General features: G+C 65.5%; 14 protein-coding genes and 1 pseudogene. 9 read left to right on the top strand and 6 right to left on the bottom strand.

The window, feature by feature from the left end; all coding sequences use genetic code 11:
* Positions 1 to 148: 148 nt before the first annotated feature.
* Positions 149 to 1,147 carry a CU044_5270 family protein gene (locus tag AB0H64_RS24535; RefSeq protein ID WP_357628512.1) on the bottom strand — a complete coding sequence of 333 codons (999 nt, stop codon included), beginning with the start codon at positions 1,145 to 1,147 and terminating at the stop codon, positions 149 to 151.
* Entirely contained in the window at positions 1,140 to 1,730 is a 591-nt protein-coding gene (locus tag AB0H64_RS24530) for an RNA polymerase sigma factor (RefSeq protein ID WP_357628510.1), read from the bottom strand. The genes AB0H64_RS24535 and AB0H64_RS24530 overlap by 8 nt, the downstream gene beginning before the upstream one ends.
* Before the next feature lie 174 nt (positions 1,731 to 1,904).
* On the opposite strand from AB0H64_RS24530, the gene AB0H64_RS24525 reads away from it, so the two are divergent.
* The 4 genes from AB0H64_RS24525 (at position 1,905) to AB0H64_RS24510 (ending at position 4,207) form a co-directional block, all read left to right on the top strand.
* Positions 1,905 to 2,315 (top strand): VOC family protein, encoded by a 411-nt coding sequence (locus AB0H64_RS24525; RefSeq protein WP_357628507.1) that lies wholly within the window; start codon positions 1,905 to 1,907, stop codon positions 2,313 to 2,315.
* A 77-nt stretch (positions 2,316 to 2,392) separates the two neighbouring features.
* A complete protein-coding gene (locus tag AB0H64_RS24520) occupies positions 2,393 to 2,857 on the top strand; it encodes an AraC family transcriptional regulator (protein ID WP_357628504.1) in 465 nt (154 codons plus the stop codon).
* A 205-nt stretch (positions 2,858 to 3,062) separates the two neighbouring features.
* Complete coding sequence (locus tag AB0H64_RS24515) at positions 3,063 to 3,539, top strand: DUF1801 domain-containing protein (protein WP_357628502.1); 477 nt, start codon at positions 3,063 to 3,065, stop codon at positions 3,537 to 3,539.
* A gap of 314 nt (positions 3,540 to 3,853) precedes the next feature.
* On the top strand, positions 3,854 to 4,207 hold the full coding sequence (locus AB0H64_RS24510) for a hypothetical protein (RefSeq protein WP_357628499.1): 354 nt from the start codon (positions 3,854 to 3,856) through the stop codon (positions 4,205 to 4,207).
* Between the two features lie 511 nt (positions 4,208 to 4,718).
* Here AB0H64_RS24510 and AB0H64_RS24505 read toward each other — a convergent pair.
* Positions 4,719 to 6,269: an MDR family MFS transporter gene (locus AB0H64_RS24505; protein ID WP_357628496.1), complete on the bottom strand. Its 1,551-nt coding sequence runs from the start codon at positions 6,267 to 6,269 to the stop codon at positions 4,719 to 4,721.
* A 555-nt stretch (positions 6,270 to 6,824) separates the two neighbouring features.
* On the opposite strand from AB0H64_RS24505, the gene AB0H64_RS24500 reads away from it, so the two are divergent.
* Complete coding sequence (locus tag AB0H64_RS24500; protein WP_357628494.1) at positions 6,825 to 8,477, top strand: sugar transferase; 1,653 nt, start codon at positions 6,825 to 6,827, stop codon at positions 8,475 to 8,477.
* A gap of 530 nt (positions 8,478 to 9,007) precedes the next feature.
* Complete coding sequence (locus tag AB0H64_RS24495) at positions 9,008 to 9,451, top strand: hypothetical protein (RefSeq protein ID WP_357628491.1); 444 nt, start codon at positions 9,008 to 9,010, stop codon at positions 9,449 to 9,451.
* 125 nt (positions 9,452 to 9,576) lie between these two features.
* Here AB0H64_RS24495 and AB0H64_RS24490 read toward each other — a convergent pair whose 3' ends face one another.
* Positions 9,577 to 9,795 (bottom strand): helix-turn-helix domain-containing protein, encoded by a 219-nt coding sequence (locus tag AB0H64_RS24490; RefSeq protein WP_357628489.1) that lies wholly within the window; start codon positions 9,793 to 9,795, stop codon positions 9,577 to 9,579.
* A gap of 392 nt (positions 9,796 to 10,187) precedes the next feature.
* On the opposite strand from AB0H64_RS24490, the gene AB0H64_RS24485 reads away from it, so the two are divergent.
* The 3 genes and pseudogenes from AB0H64_RS24485 (at position 10,188) to AB0H64_RS24475 (ending at position 12,829) form a co-directional block, all read left to right on the top strand.
* Positions 10,188 to 11,381 (top strand): hypothetical protein, encoded by a 1,194-nt coding sequence (locus AB0H64_RS24485; RefSeq protein ID WP_357628486.1) that lies wholly within the window; start codon positions 10,188 to 10,190, stop codon positions 11,379 to 11,381.
* A 189-nt stretch (positions 11,382 to 11,570) separates the two neighbouring features.
* Positions 11,571 to 11,960: pseudogene (locus AB0H64_RS24480) on the top strand (hypothetical protein); the annotation flags it as partial.
* A gap of 164 nt (positions 11,961 to 12,124) precedes the next feature.
* Positions 12,125 to 12,829, top strand: coding sequence for a tyrosine-type recombinase/integrase (locus AB0H64_RS24475; protein ID WP_357628618.1), 705 nt, complete (start codon positions 12,125 to 12,127; stop codon positions 12,827 to 12,829).
* A gap of 68 nt (positions 12,830 to 12,897) precedes the next feature.
* Here AB0H64_RS24475 and AB0H64_RS24470 read toward each other — a convergent pair whose 3' ends face one another.
* The gene (locus AB0H64_RS24470) at positions 12,898 to 13,560 is read right to left on the bottom strand and encodes a DUF4240 domain-containing protein (protein ID WP_357628484.1); all 663 of its coding nucleotides are present in this window, start codon (positions 13,558 to 13,560) and stop codon (positions 12,898 to 12,900) included.
* Positions 13,561 to 14,232: 672 nt separating this feature from the next.
* Positions 14,233 to 15,270, bottom strand: a complete 1,038-nt coding sequence (locus AB0H64_RS24465; protein ID WP_357628481.1) for a DUF6461 domain-containing protein — start codon at positions 15,268 to 15,270, stop codon at positions 14,233 to 14,235.
* Between the last annotated feature and the right edge of the window lie 97 nt (positions 15,271 to 15,367).

The following is a 15,367-nucleotide window of genomic DNA, read 5'->3' as shown; positions in this document are numbered from 1 at the left end:
ATACATCCCGGAGCACGCTCCGGCACCCGACGGGGCTCACGTCGAACGGTCCCCGCGGCTGGTGCAGCCGCAGGGACCGTCTCAGGGCCTGCTGTCTCCGCATCGGTCCGTGCCATGCCCGCCTGCCGGAGCTCCCGGCAGGGCCGGCCTACTCCACGGGCGGTGCGCTGTCGACGACGCTCACCTTCAGCTGCGCGCTCGACGACACCAGGCTCCCGACCGGAGCCTGGGCCTTCTCGGCGTCCACGACCACCCCCCGGCGGCCGAGGTAGTCATAGGTCTTCCGGTCGAAGATGTACTCCTCCCTGATCCCGCCGGGCGACACCATCGCCGCGGCTATGCCCTTGCGCCCCGCGGCGTCCTGCGACTCCTTCACCGTCACCACCCCGGGGATCGTGGCCGCCGCGCGGAAGAGCGCGGCCCGCTGCGCGGCGGGCAGATAGGCCTCCGTGAGCAGCCCGCCGACCCGGTTCCACGCCTCGAAGTCGCGCAACCCGTCGGCGGGCACCTGCGTGTAGAGGTGCCTGCGCATGCCTTCTGTGTCGGTCGGCAGCTTGCTGACGTAGGCGTAGTCGTTGCGCAGGTACTCGGCGCGGTCGTCGAAGTCGGCCGCCCGCTCCGGACCGCTGGGCTTGCCCACCAGCTCCTGCTCCGCCCGAGCCTCCGGCGGGAGCGTGCGCCCCGGATACGGAAGCGGCGCCAGGATCTCCTCCTGCAGGACTCCCTTGACGGCGTCGCCCTCCACCGGCAGCCAGATCCTGCGCTTGTGGCGCGACAGCCACGACTGCCCTTCCGATGCGGCCAGGTCCATGCTCTGCGACTCGTAGACGAGGAACTGGCCGGGCCTGGGACGCAGCTCCGGACGCCGGCCCGCGTGCTCGGCCGCCCGCGACAGCACCTCCACGGCCGCGACCGTGCGGATCATCGCCGCGGGCGGGACCGGGGCGGGCGAACTCTGGACGAGGAACACCGCCGCTCCTGCCACAGTCGCCAGGCCCCCTGCCAGGGCAGCCCGCAGTCCGATGCGACGAAAGTCCGGCCGGACCGGGGCCGACATGCCGGCCACCAGACGCTCCGCCTCGGCGCGCAGGTCGTCCTGCGCGGGCACCTCGGAGCGGAAGTCGTTGAGCTGGGCCAGCTCATCCATGGCGAATCTCCTCGACGACGAGTGCTGTGGGGTCGATCCCGCCCAGCTCCTTGCGGATCTTGGCGCGGGCGCGGTTGACGCGCGAACGTACCGTTCCGACGCGGATGCCGAGCGCCTGGGCGGCCTCGGTGTAGCTCAGGCCGCCCCAGGTCACCAGGAGCAGCACGTCGCGGTGCCCGGCGGGCAGCGCGGCAAGCGCCGCGGCCAGGCTCCGCTGTACGGCCTGGGCGCTCAGCCGGTCGTCGCTACGCGGGGTGAAGGGTTCGGTGACCGGGTCGACGCCGGTGCGGGCCAGGAGATTGAGCTGCCTGGCCTCGGTCCGCTTGTGGCGGCCGATGAGGTTGGTGGCGATGCCGTACAACCAGGGCAGGGCATCGTGCCTGGCCAGGTCGTACCGTCCGCGCTGACGGAAGGCGGCGAGAAAGGTCTCCGCCACCACGTCCTCGGCGACGTCGAGTCCGAGGCGGCGGACGACGAATCTCTTGATCTCGGGCGCGTGCCTGCGGAAGATCTCCGCGAACACCTCGGGCTCCTGCCGGGACCGCGCTATGACCGCGGAATCGGCCGGGCTCGTTTCTGACATGCTCTGGCCTCTCGGCTCACGGGTGGGACACCCCTACTTGCCCGCCCGCGGCCGACCGGTTCCCGCCATCCCGGACGTCGCGTAGGTCATCGTCCGGCAGGCGTTGATCCCGCTCTCCGGAACGATCAGTTTTGGAGAAGCACAGGTCACCGGGCCGCAGATAACGTGACAGCCATGGACATCACCATTCACACGACCTTCCTCCCCCATGACGACCCGGACGCCGCTCTGGCCTTCTACCGCGACACCCTCGGCTTCGAGGTACGCAGCGACGTCGGGCACGGCAAGATGCGCTGGATCACGGTCGGCCCGGTCGACCAGCCCGGCACGTCCATTCTCCTGGCGCCGCCGGCCGCCGACCCCGGCATCACCGAGGACGAGCGCCGCACGATCATCGAGATGATGGCCAAGGGCACCTACGGCTGGATCCTGCTGGCCACCCGGGACCTGGACGGCACCTTCGAGAAGCTGCAGGCCGGCGACGCCGAGGTCGTCCAGGAGCCGACGGAACAGCCGTACGGCGTCCGTGACTGCGCCTTCCGCGATCCCGCGGGCAACCTGGTCCGCATCCAGCAGCTTCGCTGAGCCCGCTCCACCCTCACCGGCGAGCACCTCGCCATGCGGCCCGGGTGCTCGCGCACATCCATGAAAGGAGTTCTCTCATGTGTCATCCCGCATGGGGACGCGCGCTCACCGCGGCACAGCACCTGAACGACCTCGCGCGACTGCGCCGCGTCCGCGATCGGATCGACCGGGAGTACGCGCAGCCGCTCAACGTCGAGGCGCTGGCCCGCAGCGTGCATGTGTCGGCCGGGCACCTCAGCCGGCAGTTCCGGCTCGCCTACGGGGAGTCGCCGTACGCCTATCTGATGACCCGTCGCATCGAACGCGCGATGGCGCTGCTGCGTCGTGGCGACCTCAGCGTCACCGAGGTCTGCTTCGCGGTCGGCTGCTCGTCGCTGGGCACCTTCAGCACCCGCTTCACCGACCTGGTCGGCATGCCGCCCAGCGTCTACCAGCGCCGCACCGCGGGCGCCGGGACGGGGATGCCGTCGTGCGTGGCGAAGCAGGTGACGAGACCGGTCAGGAATCGAGAAGCGCCGGTCAGCGAGCCGCAACCAGCGTGACGGATGTCTGCGGGCCTCGAAGGCGCCGACGACCGGCTTCCGTGGGTTGTGATGTCGCCCGGACCTGCCGCTGTTCTCCCCCGGGCGGCAACCGATCAGTTTTCGAGAAGCCGCCGGCCGCGGCGGATCCCTAGGATCAGATTGTCCGGATCAACCCGGTAAGTCGTTGTAAGTCTTGTAAGTCTTGTAAGAGAGGAAACCTGCCATGGAGAGCACGCAGACGTCCGCCAAGAGCACCGGCGCAGCCGCGGAGAAGTACGACGGGTTCACGGATGAGGAGCGGAGCGCGATGAAGGAGCGCGCCCGGGAGCTGAAGGCGTCCACGCGGCGCGGCTCGGGCGCGGCCAAGCCGGACCCGGAGAGCGAGGTGCTCGCGAAGATCGCCGAGATGGAGGAGGCGGACCGCGTCCTCGCCGAGCGGGTCCATGAGATCGTCAAGGCCAACGCGCCGGCCCTCTCTCCGAAGCTCTGGTACGGGATGCCGGCGTATGCCAGGGACGGCAAGGTCGTCTGCTTCTTCCAGAGCGCCCAGAAGTTCAAGGCCAGGTACGCCACTCTCGGCTTCAACGACTCCGCGAACCTCGACGAGGGCACCATGTGGCCGACCGCGTTCGCTCTGACGCAGTTGACCGCCGCCGACGAGGCACGGATCGGCGAGCTCATCAAGAAGGCCGCGGGCTGAGACGGCCCTGCCCGCGACTGCCGAACGACACCGGAGGGGCGCTCCCGGATCTTCACCGGCCCCGGTGGCGGGCTCTCCGCCGGGAACGCCGCCGAGCGCCGGAGCTCGGTTGTGGAGGCGTTCCTCGATGGCCTGGGTCGAAGACCAGATTCGTCATCCGGGGCGGTCTATCCTGACGATTACGCGCTCCGGAACCCGCCGCCTGCGACTGACGTGAGGACGCGTCCCCCTACATCAAGGCCTTGACCTGCAATTCCAAGCGGAAGGTGGGCTGTATCGGTAGCGTGAAGGTGTAGCTAGCTTGGAGGTCAACGGTGTCCACCCCGCATCAGGACAGCGAGGCGCTGATCCCTCGCCCACCACTGACGACCGCCGCCCTCAGGGCAGCAGTCGCCCAGATTGCTCCTGCCTACCTCAGCCAGTTCGTCGACCATCTCGACCAGGCGACAGAGCGGGCGGCGCGTCAGAGCACCGTGGCGCCTCTGCAGAGCTTCTTGCAGCAGTGGGGCGAGTTCGTGGCCATTCAGCGCTTCCCCGCCCAAGCGGCTCGCCTCCAGGCACTGCAGACGGAAGTCGCCACCGCGACCGACAGAGTCACGCTGGACTCAGCTCTGGCCGAAATCAGTGAGATCACGTCCTCCGCGCGCCGAGAAGCCATCGGTGAGTGACGCCTGGAACTGGGAGTACAACCCCGACGCGGAGCATGTCATCGCTGGGCTCCCTCCCACTGTCATCCTTGAGGTCGAGCGACTTGCCGACAGTCCTCGGGAGGGATGCGGTCCGTGCTGGCAGAGGCATGTTGCACGGGGGAGGTCTTCGGACGCTTGATCTGTTCGGCGGACGCGGGTTCGTCAACTTCATCGTCGCGGAGCATCTGCGCCTTGTGCTGATCGTTCGCGTTACCTGGATAAGTTGACGCGACCTCGCCTTCGCCTTGGGTGGCGATCGCCGGGAACACGCCGTTGGCAAGGGTGTCAGCAATATCTCAAGATTACCCTGACGAACAAGAAGGCCCGCTCCAGGTCATCCCTGGTCACGGGCCTTTTCGCTGTGGGCGGCACTGCTGTGAGCGGCACTGCTGTGGGCGGCACTGCTGTGGGCGGCACTGCTGTAGGTGGCCGAGAGGGTTCGGCCACCTGACCGAGTAGTACGTGGATGCCGCGGCAGCTCGCACCGCCGTCACGCCGGCTTCATCGACCCGGCTTCCTCGGGCTCGCCGGCGCTGTCCGCACGGGCGGGCAGAAGCAGGGCGGTGACGACCACGGCCAAGGACAGCACCGCGCCGATGATGAACGCCAGCCGCATGCCGTCGAGGTTGGCGAGCGCCTCGGGGGCACCCGCGGACTTCAGGGCATCGGCTCGCGCGCTCATCACGGTGACCACGAGCGCGGTGCCGAACGCCGCGGCGACCTGCTGCAGCGTGCTCAGGATCGAGCTGCCGTGAGAGTAGAGCTGCGAGGGAACCGCTCCGAGCCCGAGGGTGAACACCGGGGTGAAGGTCGCGGCCAGGCTCACCATCAGCAGCGCATGCAGGCCGAGGAGCTGCCAGTACGGCATGGTCATCGTGACCTGGGTGAAGCCGGCGAGCGCGAGTGTGATCCCGATCGCGCCGGGGATGACCAGAACCCGGCCGCCGAACTGGTCGAACAGGCGGCCGACGACCGGACCCAGCAGTCCCATCGCGAGGCCGCCCGGCATCACGAGGAGCCCGGTCTGCAGAGGGCTGAGCTCGCGGATGTTCTGCAGGTACAGCGGCAGCATGATCATCGAGCCGAGCATCGCCATGAAGGCCACCGACATCAGGATCAGCGCGACCGTGAAAGTGCGGTGGCGCAGAGTACGCAGGTCCATCAGCGGCACACCGCGCTTCTGCAACGCCAGCTGGCGGACGACGAAGACGGCGATGGCGACCAGGCCGGCCACCACGATCGCGGCGGCGACGCGGACGTCACCGCCCTCGAACCGGCTGAGCCCGTAGACCAGGCCTCCGAAACCGGCGGCGGCGGTCACCACGCTCAACCAGTCGATGGTGCTGAACTGGGGCTCTCCGACGTTCTTGAGCTGCTTCAGGCCGCCCCATGTGATCACGGCGGCGATGGGGAGCACCACCGCGAACAGCAGCCGCCAGGACCCGAACTGGAGGATCACACCCGAGACCGCCGGGCCCATCGCGGGCGCGACGGAGATGGCCAGAGTGACGTTGCCCATCACCCGGCCACGCTCCGCCTCGGGCACCACCTGCATCAGCGTGGTCATCAGCAGCGGCATCATCACCGCGGTCCCGGACGCCTGGATGATGCGGGCGCCCAGCAACACCTCGAACGTCGGCGCGACGGCGGCCAACGCGGTGCCGATCAGGAACAGACCCATCGCGGTGGTGTACGCGCTGCGGGTGGACACCCGCTGCAGGAACCATCCGCTGATCGGGATGACCGCCGCCATGGTCAGCATGAACGCGGTCGAAAGCCACTGTGCGGTCTGCTCGGTGATGTGCAGAGCGTCCATCAGCCGCGGGATGGCATTGATCATGATTGTTTCGTTGAGGATGACCACGAATGTGGCCAGCACCAGCAGCCGGATCACGGCCGGGGTGCGACCCGGGACGGCGGCCGCGGACTTGGCGGGTGAGTCGAGCTGTGGGGTGGACACGGCACCTCGATCGGGGTGGTCGGACAAGACGTGGTCGTGGCTGGCGTCACAGCCGTGGGTCTCACGAGAGGTTGTGGTCATCTGCAAAGAGTGACCGGCAGCACCGACAAAACTCATCGCCCATGCCCAGCATCCCGGCAGGCGATGCGAAATGCCACCCGGTTTTCACCGGTGGACAACGCTCTGCAGACGCGAGAAGGAGCGCCCGCACGTGCCGCTGACTCGGCGCAGAAGGGGAACGGCCAGGAGTATCACAGGTCACGGTAGCGGGGCGAGCGGCCACACATTCCGCCGGGACATCTGATCCGTTAGAGTTTCCCGACCGCCTGCTGTGAATCATGGCGTGGAGGAGACATCGCCGCCGACGATCCGTCCCTTGCGGGGGCGGCGCAGTTCAACCCGGAGATCTGCGTCAGCGCGGGGAGAGGCGTCCGGGAGGCCGCCGACGATCTGGCCCGGGGCGTGGACACGTTCTGCCGGGCGATGGATGAGCGGCCCTTCGGTCAGGACGATCTGGGCCGGGCGCTGTTCGAGGGCCATCCCGAGGCCGGCCTGCCGGGCTTCGCCCGATTGCGGGACGATCTGCTGAATGACCTGGTCGTGGCGGTGAACCTGTTACGCGGGATGGCGGCCGGGTTGGCCGTCGCCGGCGACACGTACGCCACGGCCGAGGCGGCCAACCTCGGCATTCCGTACGCGCAGCGGTGCCCGGGATGGCTGACCGATCCGGACAAGTACCAGCTTGAGGTGGGCCCGGGCGGCCTGCCGACGACCACGCCACCACCTGACTTCGTGCGCCAGGCGATCTGGTTCCTCGAGTCTGTGGGGTTCGGCTCCGCGTGGCCGGATGCCGATCTCGACGGTGTGACACGGCTGCGCGATGCCGCGACGGCGCTGGCACGCGTGGTCGGCGACGTTCAGGAGCAGATCGCCGGGCAGGGCGGGCGTGTGACCAGGGCCGGGTTCGGTCCGGCCACGGCCGCGTTCGGGCGGGCCGCGCGAGTGGTGCACGACGAGAAGGGGCCGCTGGCTGACCTGCGGCGGCGGTGCGAGCATCTCGCCTACTGCGGCCAGATCGCCAATGACGCGATCGTCAAGGCCAGGCGGCGATTCGTGACATCCGCGGCGTTCGTGGTGACGCTGATGCTCCTCGCAAGGCTACTGGCCCCCCGGCTCGGCCCGCTCCTCGACGTTGCGGTGCGCAGGCTTCTCCGAGCGGAGGGCCTGGCACTGCGGATCATCTTGCTGGTCATCCGGCAGGCCGCGCTGGGTGCGATGTACTCCGGCGGGCTGAGCGCGATCGATCAGTTGTTCACCACCGGCGACGTCGATGGGGCGGAGCTGGCTCGGGGCATGTTCCACGGAGCGCTCGCCGGCGGGCTGATGGCCGGTGCGCACGCCGCACTGCCCCCGCTCCTGCGCCGAGGCGGGCCCGCGCTGACCGGCCTGGCCGAGGCCATGGAGTCGGCCACCTGGGAGCGGGCATTCTCCCGGGTCATGGCCGGCGGGGCGGTGAGCACCACCGTGCTGGCGACCGCTGGATGGGCCGGTGGCGCCGGCTGGAACTGGAAGCACGCCGCCGAGATGGGATTCGGCATGGCTGTTCTCAGCACCGGCGCGGCACTCGCCTCCCGAGCCTGGCCCGTCCCCGGCTACGCGAGTCTGAAGGGCAGAGCCTGGAAGCAGAGTCCGGCCAAGCGGTGGCATGACGTCAAGTGGGCATCGGGGATACTCCTGGTCACCGCCCCCGCGGTCGCCGTCTTCGCGCTCGCGAAGTTCGCCGAGGACAGAAGGAATCCCTTCTTCCTGCAGAAACGAGTCGGCCAGTTCGGCGACGAGTTCGACCTCGCCAAGGGCCGTTCGATGAGCACGACCGACGGCAAGGACAGCAGTCTCGGCTCGTCGGATTCGCGGCGTACGAGGATCGGCGAACTCTGGGCGAAAACCAGCCTCGACGAGTTCGTCCAACTCGCCTACAACGTCCTCTACAAGGGTGACATGTCAGTCATCAACGACCGACCGCTCCTGAGTGCCACCAGACAGGAGACGATGAACGCCCTCGGCCCCACCTTGGGACCGCGTTGGAACGAGGCGGACCTGGCCGGAAAGCCCGGGCTGTTCGGCCCGTTCCCCAACAAGATCGTCGAGCTCGGTCTCAAGCCGAAGACAGAGGCGTTCGACCTGCAACGCGGCTACACAGGCATCTGGCACGACAGAACGGCGAGCCTGCATTCGGACCGGAGCATCCTCTGGGAGTTCATCTCCACCTACATGAAGCGCATTTCCTGACCTCCTTCTTTCGCGCGCCCAGCGGAACAAGGAGACGGAGCCCTGCCAGGCAGGCGATCGATTCCCGGCCGTTCCGCCCTCGGCCGTCGGCGTGGGCACCCAGGAGCTCGCGCTCGGCGGATCCGGCGCACCAAGCGGACCCGCCGAACGGCGTGGTCCGCTTCGCCCTGCCACGGCTGTCGAGCAAGAAGCCCTGGCCTACTTCAGCAGCTGCCTGGCCATCACCATGCGCTGGATCTGGTTCGTGCCCTCGTAGATCTGGGTGATCTCCGGCGCCCCAATCAGTCACCTGCGGACGCTCGGCAATCACGAGGCTGAGCAGGCATTACGACTATGGCCAGCTTTCATCATCTCTCGTTAGTTCCGGCGTCCTCACGGAACAGTGACGGAACGGGGCAGACCATGAGCGGGAAGGATGCTGTGCCGTTCCACACCGAGGCCGCCCACCGTCCGCTCGGTCTACAGAGCATCCGATCTCGATCGCATCAACACTGCCGCGCTGGACCGATCCAGAATGTATGCATGACCTCATGATCTGGTTACGACGACACCCTCACGCCGCCGCTGCGCTGGCACTGGTCGGCCTCCTCACCGCCTGCGGCGGGGCCACGACGAACAAGGACGCCGCTGCCATCATCGGCGCCCTCGGCACCAACGGGGTGCCCGCCAAGCTCGGCACCGTCTACAACGAGAACACTGACCCGAACAAGCTGCTTGGCCGCCCCAACGGCTACCTCAGCAAGGCTGAGTTCACCGATAGCAGGGTCAAGGCCGATAAGGCGGGCAGTGTCGAGGTGTTCGAGGACGCCGGCAGCGCCGAAGCCCGCGCCGAGTACATACAGGCGCTCGGGAAGACTCCGATGCTGGCCGAGTACACATATGTCAAGGGGAACGTCGTGGTGCGCGTGGACAAGGACATGGCCCCCTCCGATGCCAAGGCGTACGAGGACGCACTCAGCAAGATCATCGGATAGATCCGGAACTCACCAAACGGCCCCGTTTCCAGAAGAGGACGGGGCTGGAGCTGCTGGGCGAGCGAAGCCTCGAGAGTTCCGTGCGGCCAAGCTCTCCGCAGCGAAAGGTGTTTCGCTGGTGGAGCCTAGGAGATTCGAGTCCCTGACTTCCTGCTTGGGGTGCGTGAGTTCTTTGCTACGAGGCCGGCGCGGCCGTTCTCGATGAACTGACGCTTCCAGGTGCCGATCGACTGTTCCGAGACTCTGGCACGGCGGGCGGCCTGGGCCACCGTCATCTCTCCGGCCAGAATGCTCAGCACGATCCGGACCTTCTCATCGACCGGGATCGCAGGGGGTTGAGGCATCACGAACTCCTTGGTCAGAGGACAAGCATGGACCTCTGCCAGAAATCATGACGCGGGACACGCCGACGCGTTCTACGAGGCCGCGATCGACAAGGGGGCAGACCCGCCTTGCTCGGGATCTTGAGGTATCCCCTCGCAGTTCCTCCCTCCTGTTCATGAGGGCTTGCAGCCACCACCATGTCACCCAGCTCACACTCTCGAATCCGCGTCTCCAGCCCTACCAACTACGCGGAATGCGGCTCGCGGTAAGGCTTCTACCTTACGAGGTGTCCTTCGCAGTGTGCCGACGGCAGCATAAAGGGCACTCATTCTCCCAGCTCAAATGGCACCTCATGTGACTTTCAGGCTCGAACTTCGGGCTTCACGACGTGGAACCAGGCTAAGATGCTCCTATGGACATGTCTGGGTTGCCGGAAGGCGCGAACATCAACAATATCGAGATAGCCAATGATGATTCCTCGGCTGCTCCTCGCAACCTGGAGGGGTTCTCGCCCTACGCTGCCTATGTCGCCAGGAGTGAGGAAATCGAGGAACTCATCTCACTCACCTCGATATCATACGCGCTTTCCCAGCAACTCCTTCTTTCCACTCCGCCAGAACAGCTCGCCGATATTACGTTTGCCAAATCGACGCCTCAGCGCCGGTCGTTTTCAATGGCCGACGTCACTATTGGTGACATTCTTGAGATGTCGGCCGGCTGGCTTCCATATGAAGAATACGCTCAGAAAACGGGTCGAAATCTTCAGGATGTAGTCAATCAGGCGGAGGCTGGCCTGCTTGGCCCGGTTCGGATCCGCCCTTCCGATGGAGCCCCGGTCATTCTTTGGCCGCCTGAAAGCGAGAGAGAAGCAGATTTTAAGGCGCCCGAGATCGATTTTCGCAGCATCAAGTCGAGCGTTGTAGTTACGGCCAAGGTTGCCACCGATTTAACATTGGATCCATCCGACCCGGTGCAGGCCAGGGCGACTCAAAAGCATTTCCTAAAGTTGGCCAGCTCGCTAGGGAAGGTCGATGAAGTAGTGAAACGGGCCGAATTTCTCCTATTTCGCGCAGCCTTCCTGCTTCAGTGGACCAGCTTCGAAGTATTTCTCCGAGAGACGATTGAGGAGCTCTTGGCAAGACATCCTCAGGTAATACTCGAGTCGGCGGGAAAGAAGGAGAGCCTGTCCTATGAGCAGTTGTTTTCGATGACTCACAGGCTCTCTTCGATAGAGAGTCTACGCCAAGAACTGATCGACATGGAGATCGAGAGGCTCCGCTCAAATGGTCGCTCAATCCATGGAATGATCAACTTTCTCAAGAGTGCTTTCCGCTTCAAGCGCGATCCCTACAAGGCTTGGTATGTTTACAAAGGTAAGCGTTATGAAGCAACCTACAGCACGCTTATCGACATCAAGGAACGAAGAAACATTTTAGTGCATGAGGCGTCAGATGCTAGATCTGCTATTTCAGGCAAGGAAGGGCAGAGTTTGAGCGAGGAGGATTATGTGAAATATGTCCTGGCCCTACGCTCTGTCGCTTATAGCATTTCATCTAGTGTGCAATTCAAGAAGTATGAGGTACAAATTTCCAATGGTCCTGCCTAGCTAGGGCCCGCTGCTTGTACCTGGCCCGGCACGTGGGGCCGTCCGTCGACAGTCGGAGAACCCCGTTATCCGGTGGCAAGCGGACCCGGAGCGCAGGGCCGCCAGGCCCGAGCACCGGAAGCCGCGCGGCAGCCGATCGCCCCGCTGGTTCGGAGATCGCCGAAGTGAGCGATCGTCACAGCGTTCGCCATGGCCTTCGTCAAAGACCTCTGGACCAAGACAATCCGCACCCCGGACGGCAAGCCGCAGAAGGTCAAGACCGCACGCCACGGCAAGGGCAAGCGCTGGCTCGCCGTATGGCTGGACCCCGACGGCCACGAGCGCTCAGCGGCGTACGACCGCAAAGCCGATGCAGAGCGCAAGATCGCCACCATGGGCGCCGACATCGCCCGCGGCGACTACATCGACCCGAGCGCCGGCAAGGTGCTCTTCGCCGACCTCGCCGAACGGTGGCTCGCCTCACGCATCGTCGACCCCTCGACCAAGATCCGGTACGAGTACATCCACCGCCTCCACGTCGCGCCGGCCTTCGCCAAGCGTCAGGCGAAGAGCATCAAGCCGTCGCAGATCCAGGCATGGATCAGTGACCTGAGCAGCCGTTTCGAGACCTCAACTGTACAGACGGCCTTCCTGGTCCTGCAGGGCATCCTCGACCTGGCCGTGGCCGACGAGGCGATCAAGCGAAGTCCCGCCAAGTCGCCGATCGTCCAGGTGCCGAAGCGCACCGCTGAAGAGATCACGGCGTGGTCGGACGAACGGGTCCACGCCCTGATCGACGCTCACCCCGCCCTCTTCCGCCTGCTCCCGATGCTCGGAGCCGCGTGCGGGCTACGGCAGGGAGAGCTGTTCGGCCTGGCGCTCGAAGACATCGATTCGATGAGCGCCTTCTCCGTGTACGACGACAAATCAAGAAGCTGGGAGCCGACCACATCTTCGCCCTCCCGAAGAACGACCGTGAGCGGGTCGTACCGCTGCCCGACTGGGCCGCCGAGGCCATCACGCGGCACGTCTCGACCTATTCGCCGCTGGCCTGCTCCCTGCCCTGGGAGAAGGTGGACGGCAAGCTTCGCACGCACAACTTGCTGTTCCGATGGACGGACGACCGCTTCATCAAGGCCAGAAGCTACAGCGAGACCGTCTGGAAGCCCGCCCTCGTAAAGACTGGGGTGATCCCCGACCCTGCTAAAGACTCACGCCAACGCGTCCGCTTCGTCACCTCCCGTAAGGAAGGGCTTCACCAGCTTCGTCACTACTACGCCAGCGTCATGCTCGCTGGCGGGGTCTCGGTCAAAGAACTTGCCGAGTATTTAGGGCACGCCGATCCCGGCTTCACCCTGCGTGTCTACGCTCACATGATGCCGGGCTCACATGATCGCGCCAGACAGGCGATCGACAACCGGCTGTTCCAGCCTCGGGCCACCAGGATCGAGCCCGAGGAGCTGGCGTAGCGCTCGACGCATCCCCGTATCAAGCGGACCCCGCCAACGGTGTGGTCCGCTTCGTTCTGCTGGGCTCATCAGGTAAGGCCGTAGTGCCGTGCAAGCCGTGGAAGACGACGAGCGAACTCAGCCTCGTCATCGAAATCCCAATCCTCGCCATCAGGCTCCGCGTGGTAGGTCAGAAAGGGAAACTTGCTGTGGACGCCTCGTGCGCGAACGGCATCCCCCAAGCTGTCCGTTTCGAGGCCGGTCGCCCGCTTGTAGGGCTCGAAGGTGACGTAGGCAAAGGACTCGAACTTCGGGTAATCCTCACTCGGCCACAGCTCTCGCCGGATGCGAGTGACCCGCTTCAGGCGGAACTTGCCCTCCCGGCCCCAGGTCGTCCTCTCGTGGGAGAAGTTCTTCGACAGCTCGAAGAGGCGCTGTACTTCCGGCAGCTCAAGGATCCGATCAGGACAGTCGGCGACCTTCTCGAAGGCATGACGGCCGCGGCTGATCAGCCAGTTCACGAAGTATTCGAAACCATCGGACGACCCGAATCCGGTGATGGTCCAGAACACCGCGTACATGTCCCAGGAGCAGGCCCGGTTGGCGCACACCGTGAACCAGACGTCGAAGTCCACGATCTCCTCGGCGGACAGGCCGGAGAGCTGGTCCTCCAGCCATGCCACTCGTGCTTGCCGGGTCCCGGTCTCGCGGGCCGAGCGCTCCACCAGCTCCCAGAAGCCGTCGATGTCCACGGTTGTGATCATGACACCTCACGGGCCTCCTGCCCAGTGATCACGGAACAGCGACGGAACAGCGCTCTTCCGAACCGCTCGACTGATACACCAAAACCCGGGACCGTACGCGCTCAGCCCCGGGTTTGCGCGGCTCATAGACCCATTTGAGTAGCTGCCGGACCATCACCATCCGCTGGACCTGGTTCGTGCCCTCGTAGATCTGATCTCCGACGCTCTACCCGGCCATCTGGGAAGCCCGACGATCAGGCAGCTGAGAAGGGATTACGCGTACGGCTGGCTCTCGTCATCCTTCATTGGTGCTGGCGTCCTCACTCAACAGGAATGGAACAGCGAAGGGTACAAATGGACCGCGACAGCGCCGAACGCAGCCACCGGCTCTTCATCGACCAACAGCGTCGAACTGAGGGAGCGGCCGGCGGGGGGACAGCATCGCCGCGCATCTCGACGTTGTGCCGCACCACCTGCCGGGCCGTCCATTTCTCAGACGGCGACACGTACACCAACCGATCTCGGCGCACGGCCACCACCTTGAACTCGAACGCGTCGACCGGACGTCAGTAGCATTCAGCGATGTCAGTCATCACGGACATCTTTCTCTTGCGCACGTCCAGCAGAAGTCCTGGGAGGCGATAGCGGATCTCCCATGCCCTGAGTCACTCGTGCGGTGGCTCATTGGCCGTCGGCGTCGGGTGTCGTCTCGCGAATCCAGGCCCTGATCGTGGGCCACTCCTCCGGCAAGGCGAACATGGCATAAGTGAGGCCGTCCAGGAAGCTCGCCCCTTCATTGAGGGAGCGCAGGCTGTGGCGGACCGCGTTGGCTGCCACCCACCGCCGCCAGGCGTTATCGTCTTCCTCCCGGACGGCGTAGCCGCGCCCGGCCCATCGCGCGCCGAGGTGCTCCCATGCCTCCCGCACCCCCTCCAGCAGAGCATCATCGACAGGTTCCCCGCCGCGTGCAATACGCACAGCGCGTGTGATCGCGGGAAGGCTGAGGTCGAAACGTTCGACGAGAATGCCGGTCACGTGCAGCAGCACCGCCCGCCTCTGCTCATGGGACGCTGACCGGAGCTTGGCGTTCAGATCTGGCTCATGATGCCACAGGCCGATCGGCGGGCAATCATCGCCGATCGGTGGATCAACGACGGCCACCGGATGGGCCTCGTCGAACCAGTCAATGGGCAGACGGGCTCCGCTGCGCCGCTCGATCAACGCCATCGCGGTCGCCTTCCGAGTGGTCCAGGAGGCACGACCGGCTTGTGCGAGGGCTGCCACCTCCTCCTGTAACTCGGCGGGGTCGGCGCCATGAACCGATAGGGCATCCAGTCCGGGTATCCGGGTCAGTTGCTGCCCGTCAGCCCAGTACTCCAGGACTTTGCTGCCGGTGTGGTTCCACGACAGGTGCCAGACCTGCGCATCTTGGCTAAGCCAGGCCATTACTTGCGGTGTTGCGACGTAGCTGAATCCTCCAGGTTCGAGCAGCATGACCGTGTCACCGGAGTGACCCAAGTAGACCGCGTGTCCGGCGAGGAATTCGGCCTCTTCGTCGAATTCCTCGCCGGACTCCATGAGGAGCGGATGCCCGCCACCGATCACTCGCGAAGCCACCGCATCGAGTGACAGAGGTTCGCTGAGAGGGACGATAACGGTCCAGGCGAGAGCTTCGTTGAACGTGGCACTGGATCGAAGCAGGTCGGTGTAGTAGTCCACTGTTTCACTGAAGGGCATAGGTGTTTCGTTCCATTGGGATCGAGTGGCGATTACGACAAACCGCCGTGGAAACGATGGACGTTTCCACGGCGGCGGT

The sequence above is a fragment of the Nonomuraea sp. NPDC050733 genome (assembly GCF_040654215.1).
In the GTDB taxonomy this organism is placed as follows: Bacteria; Actinomycetota; Actinomycetes; order Streptosporangiales; family Streptosporangiaceae; genus Nonomuraea.
This window is presented reverse-complemented; position numbering and strand designations above follow the sequence as displayed.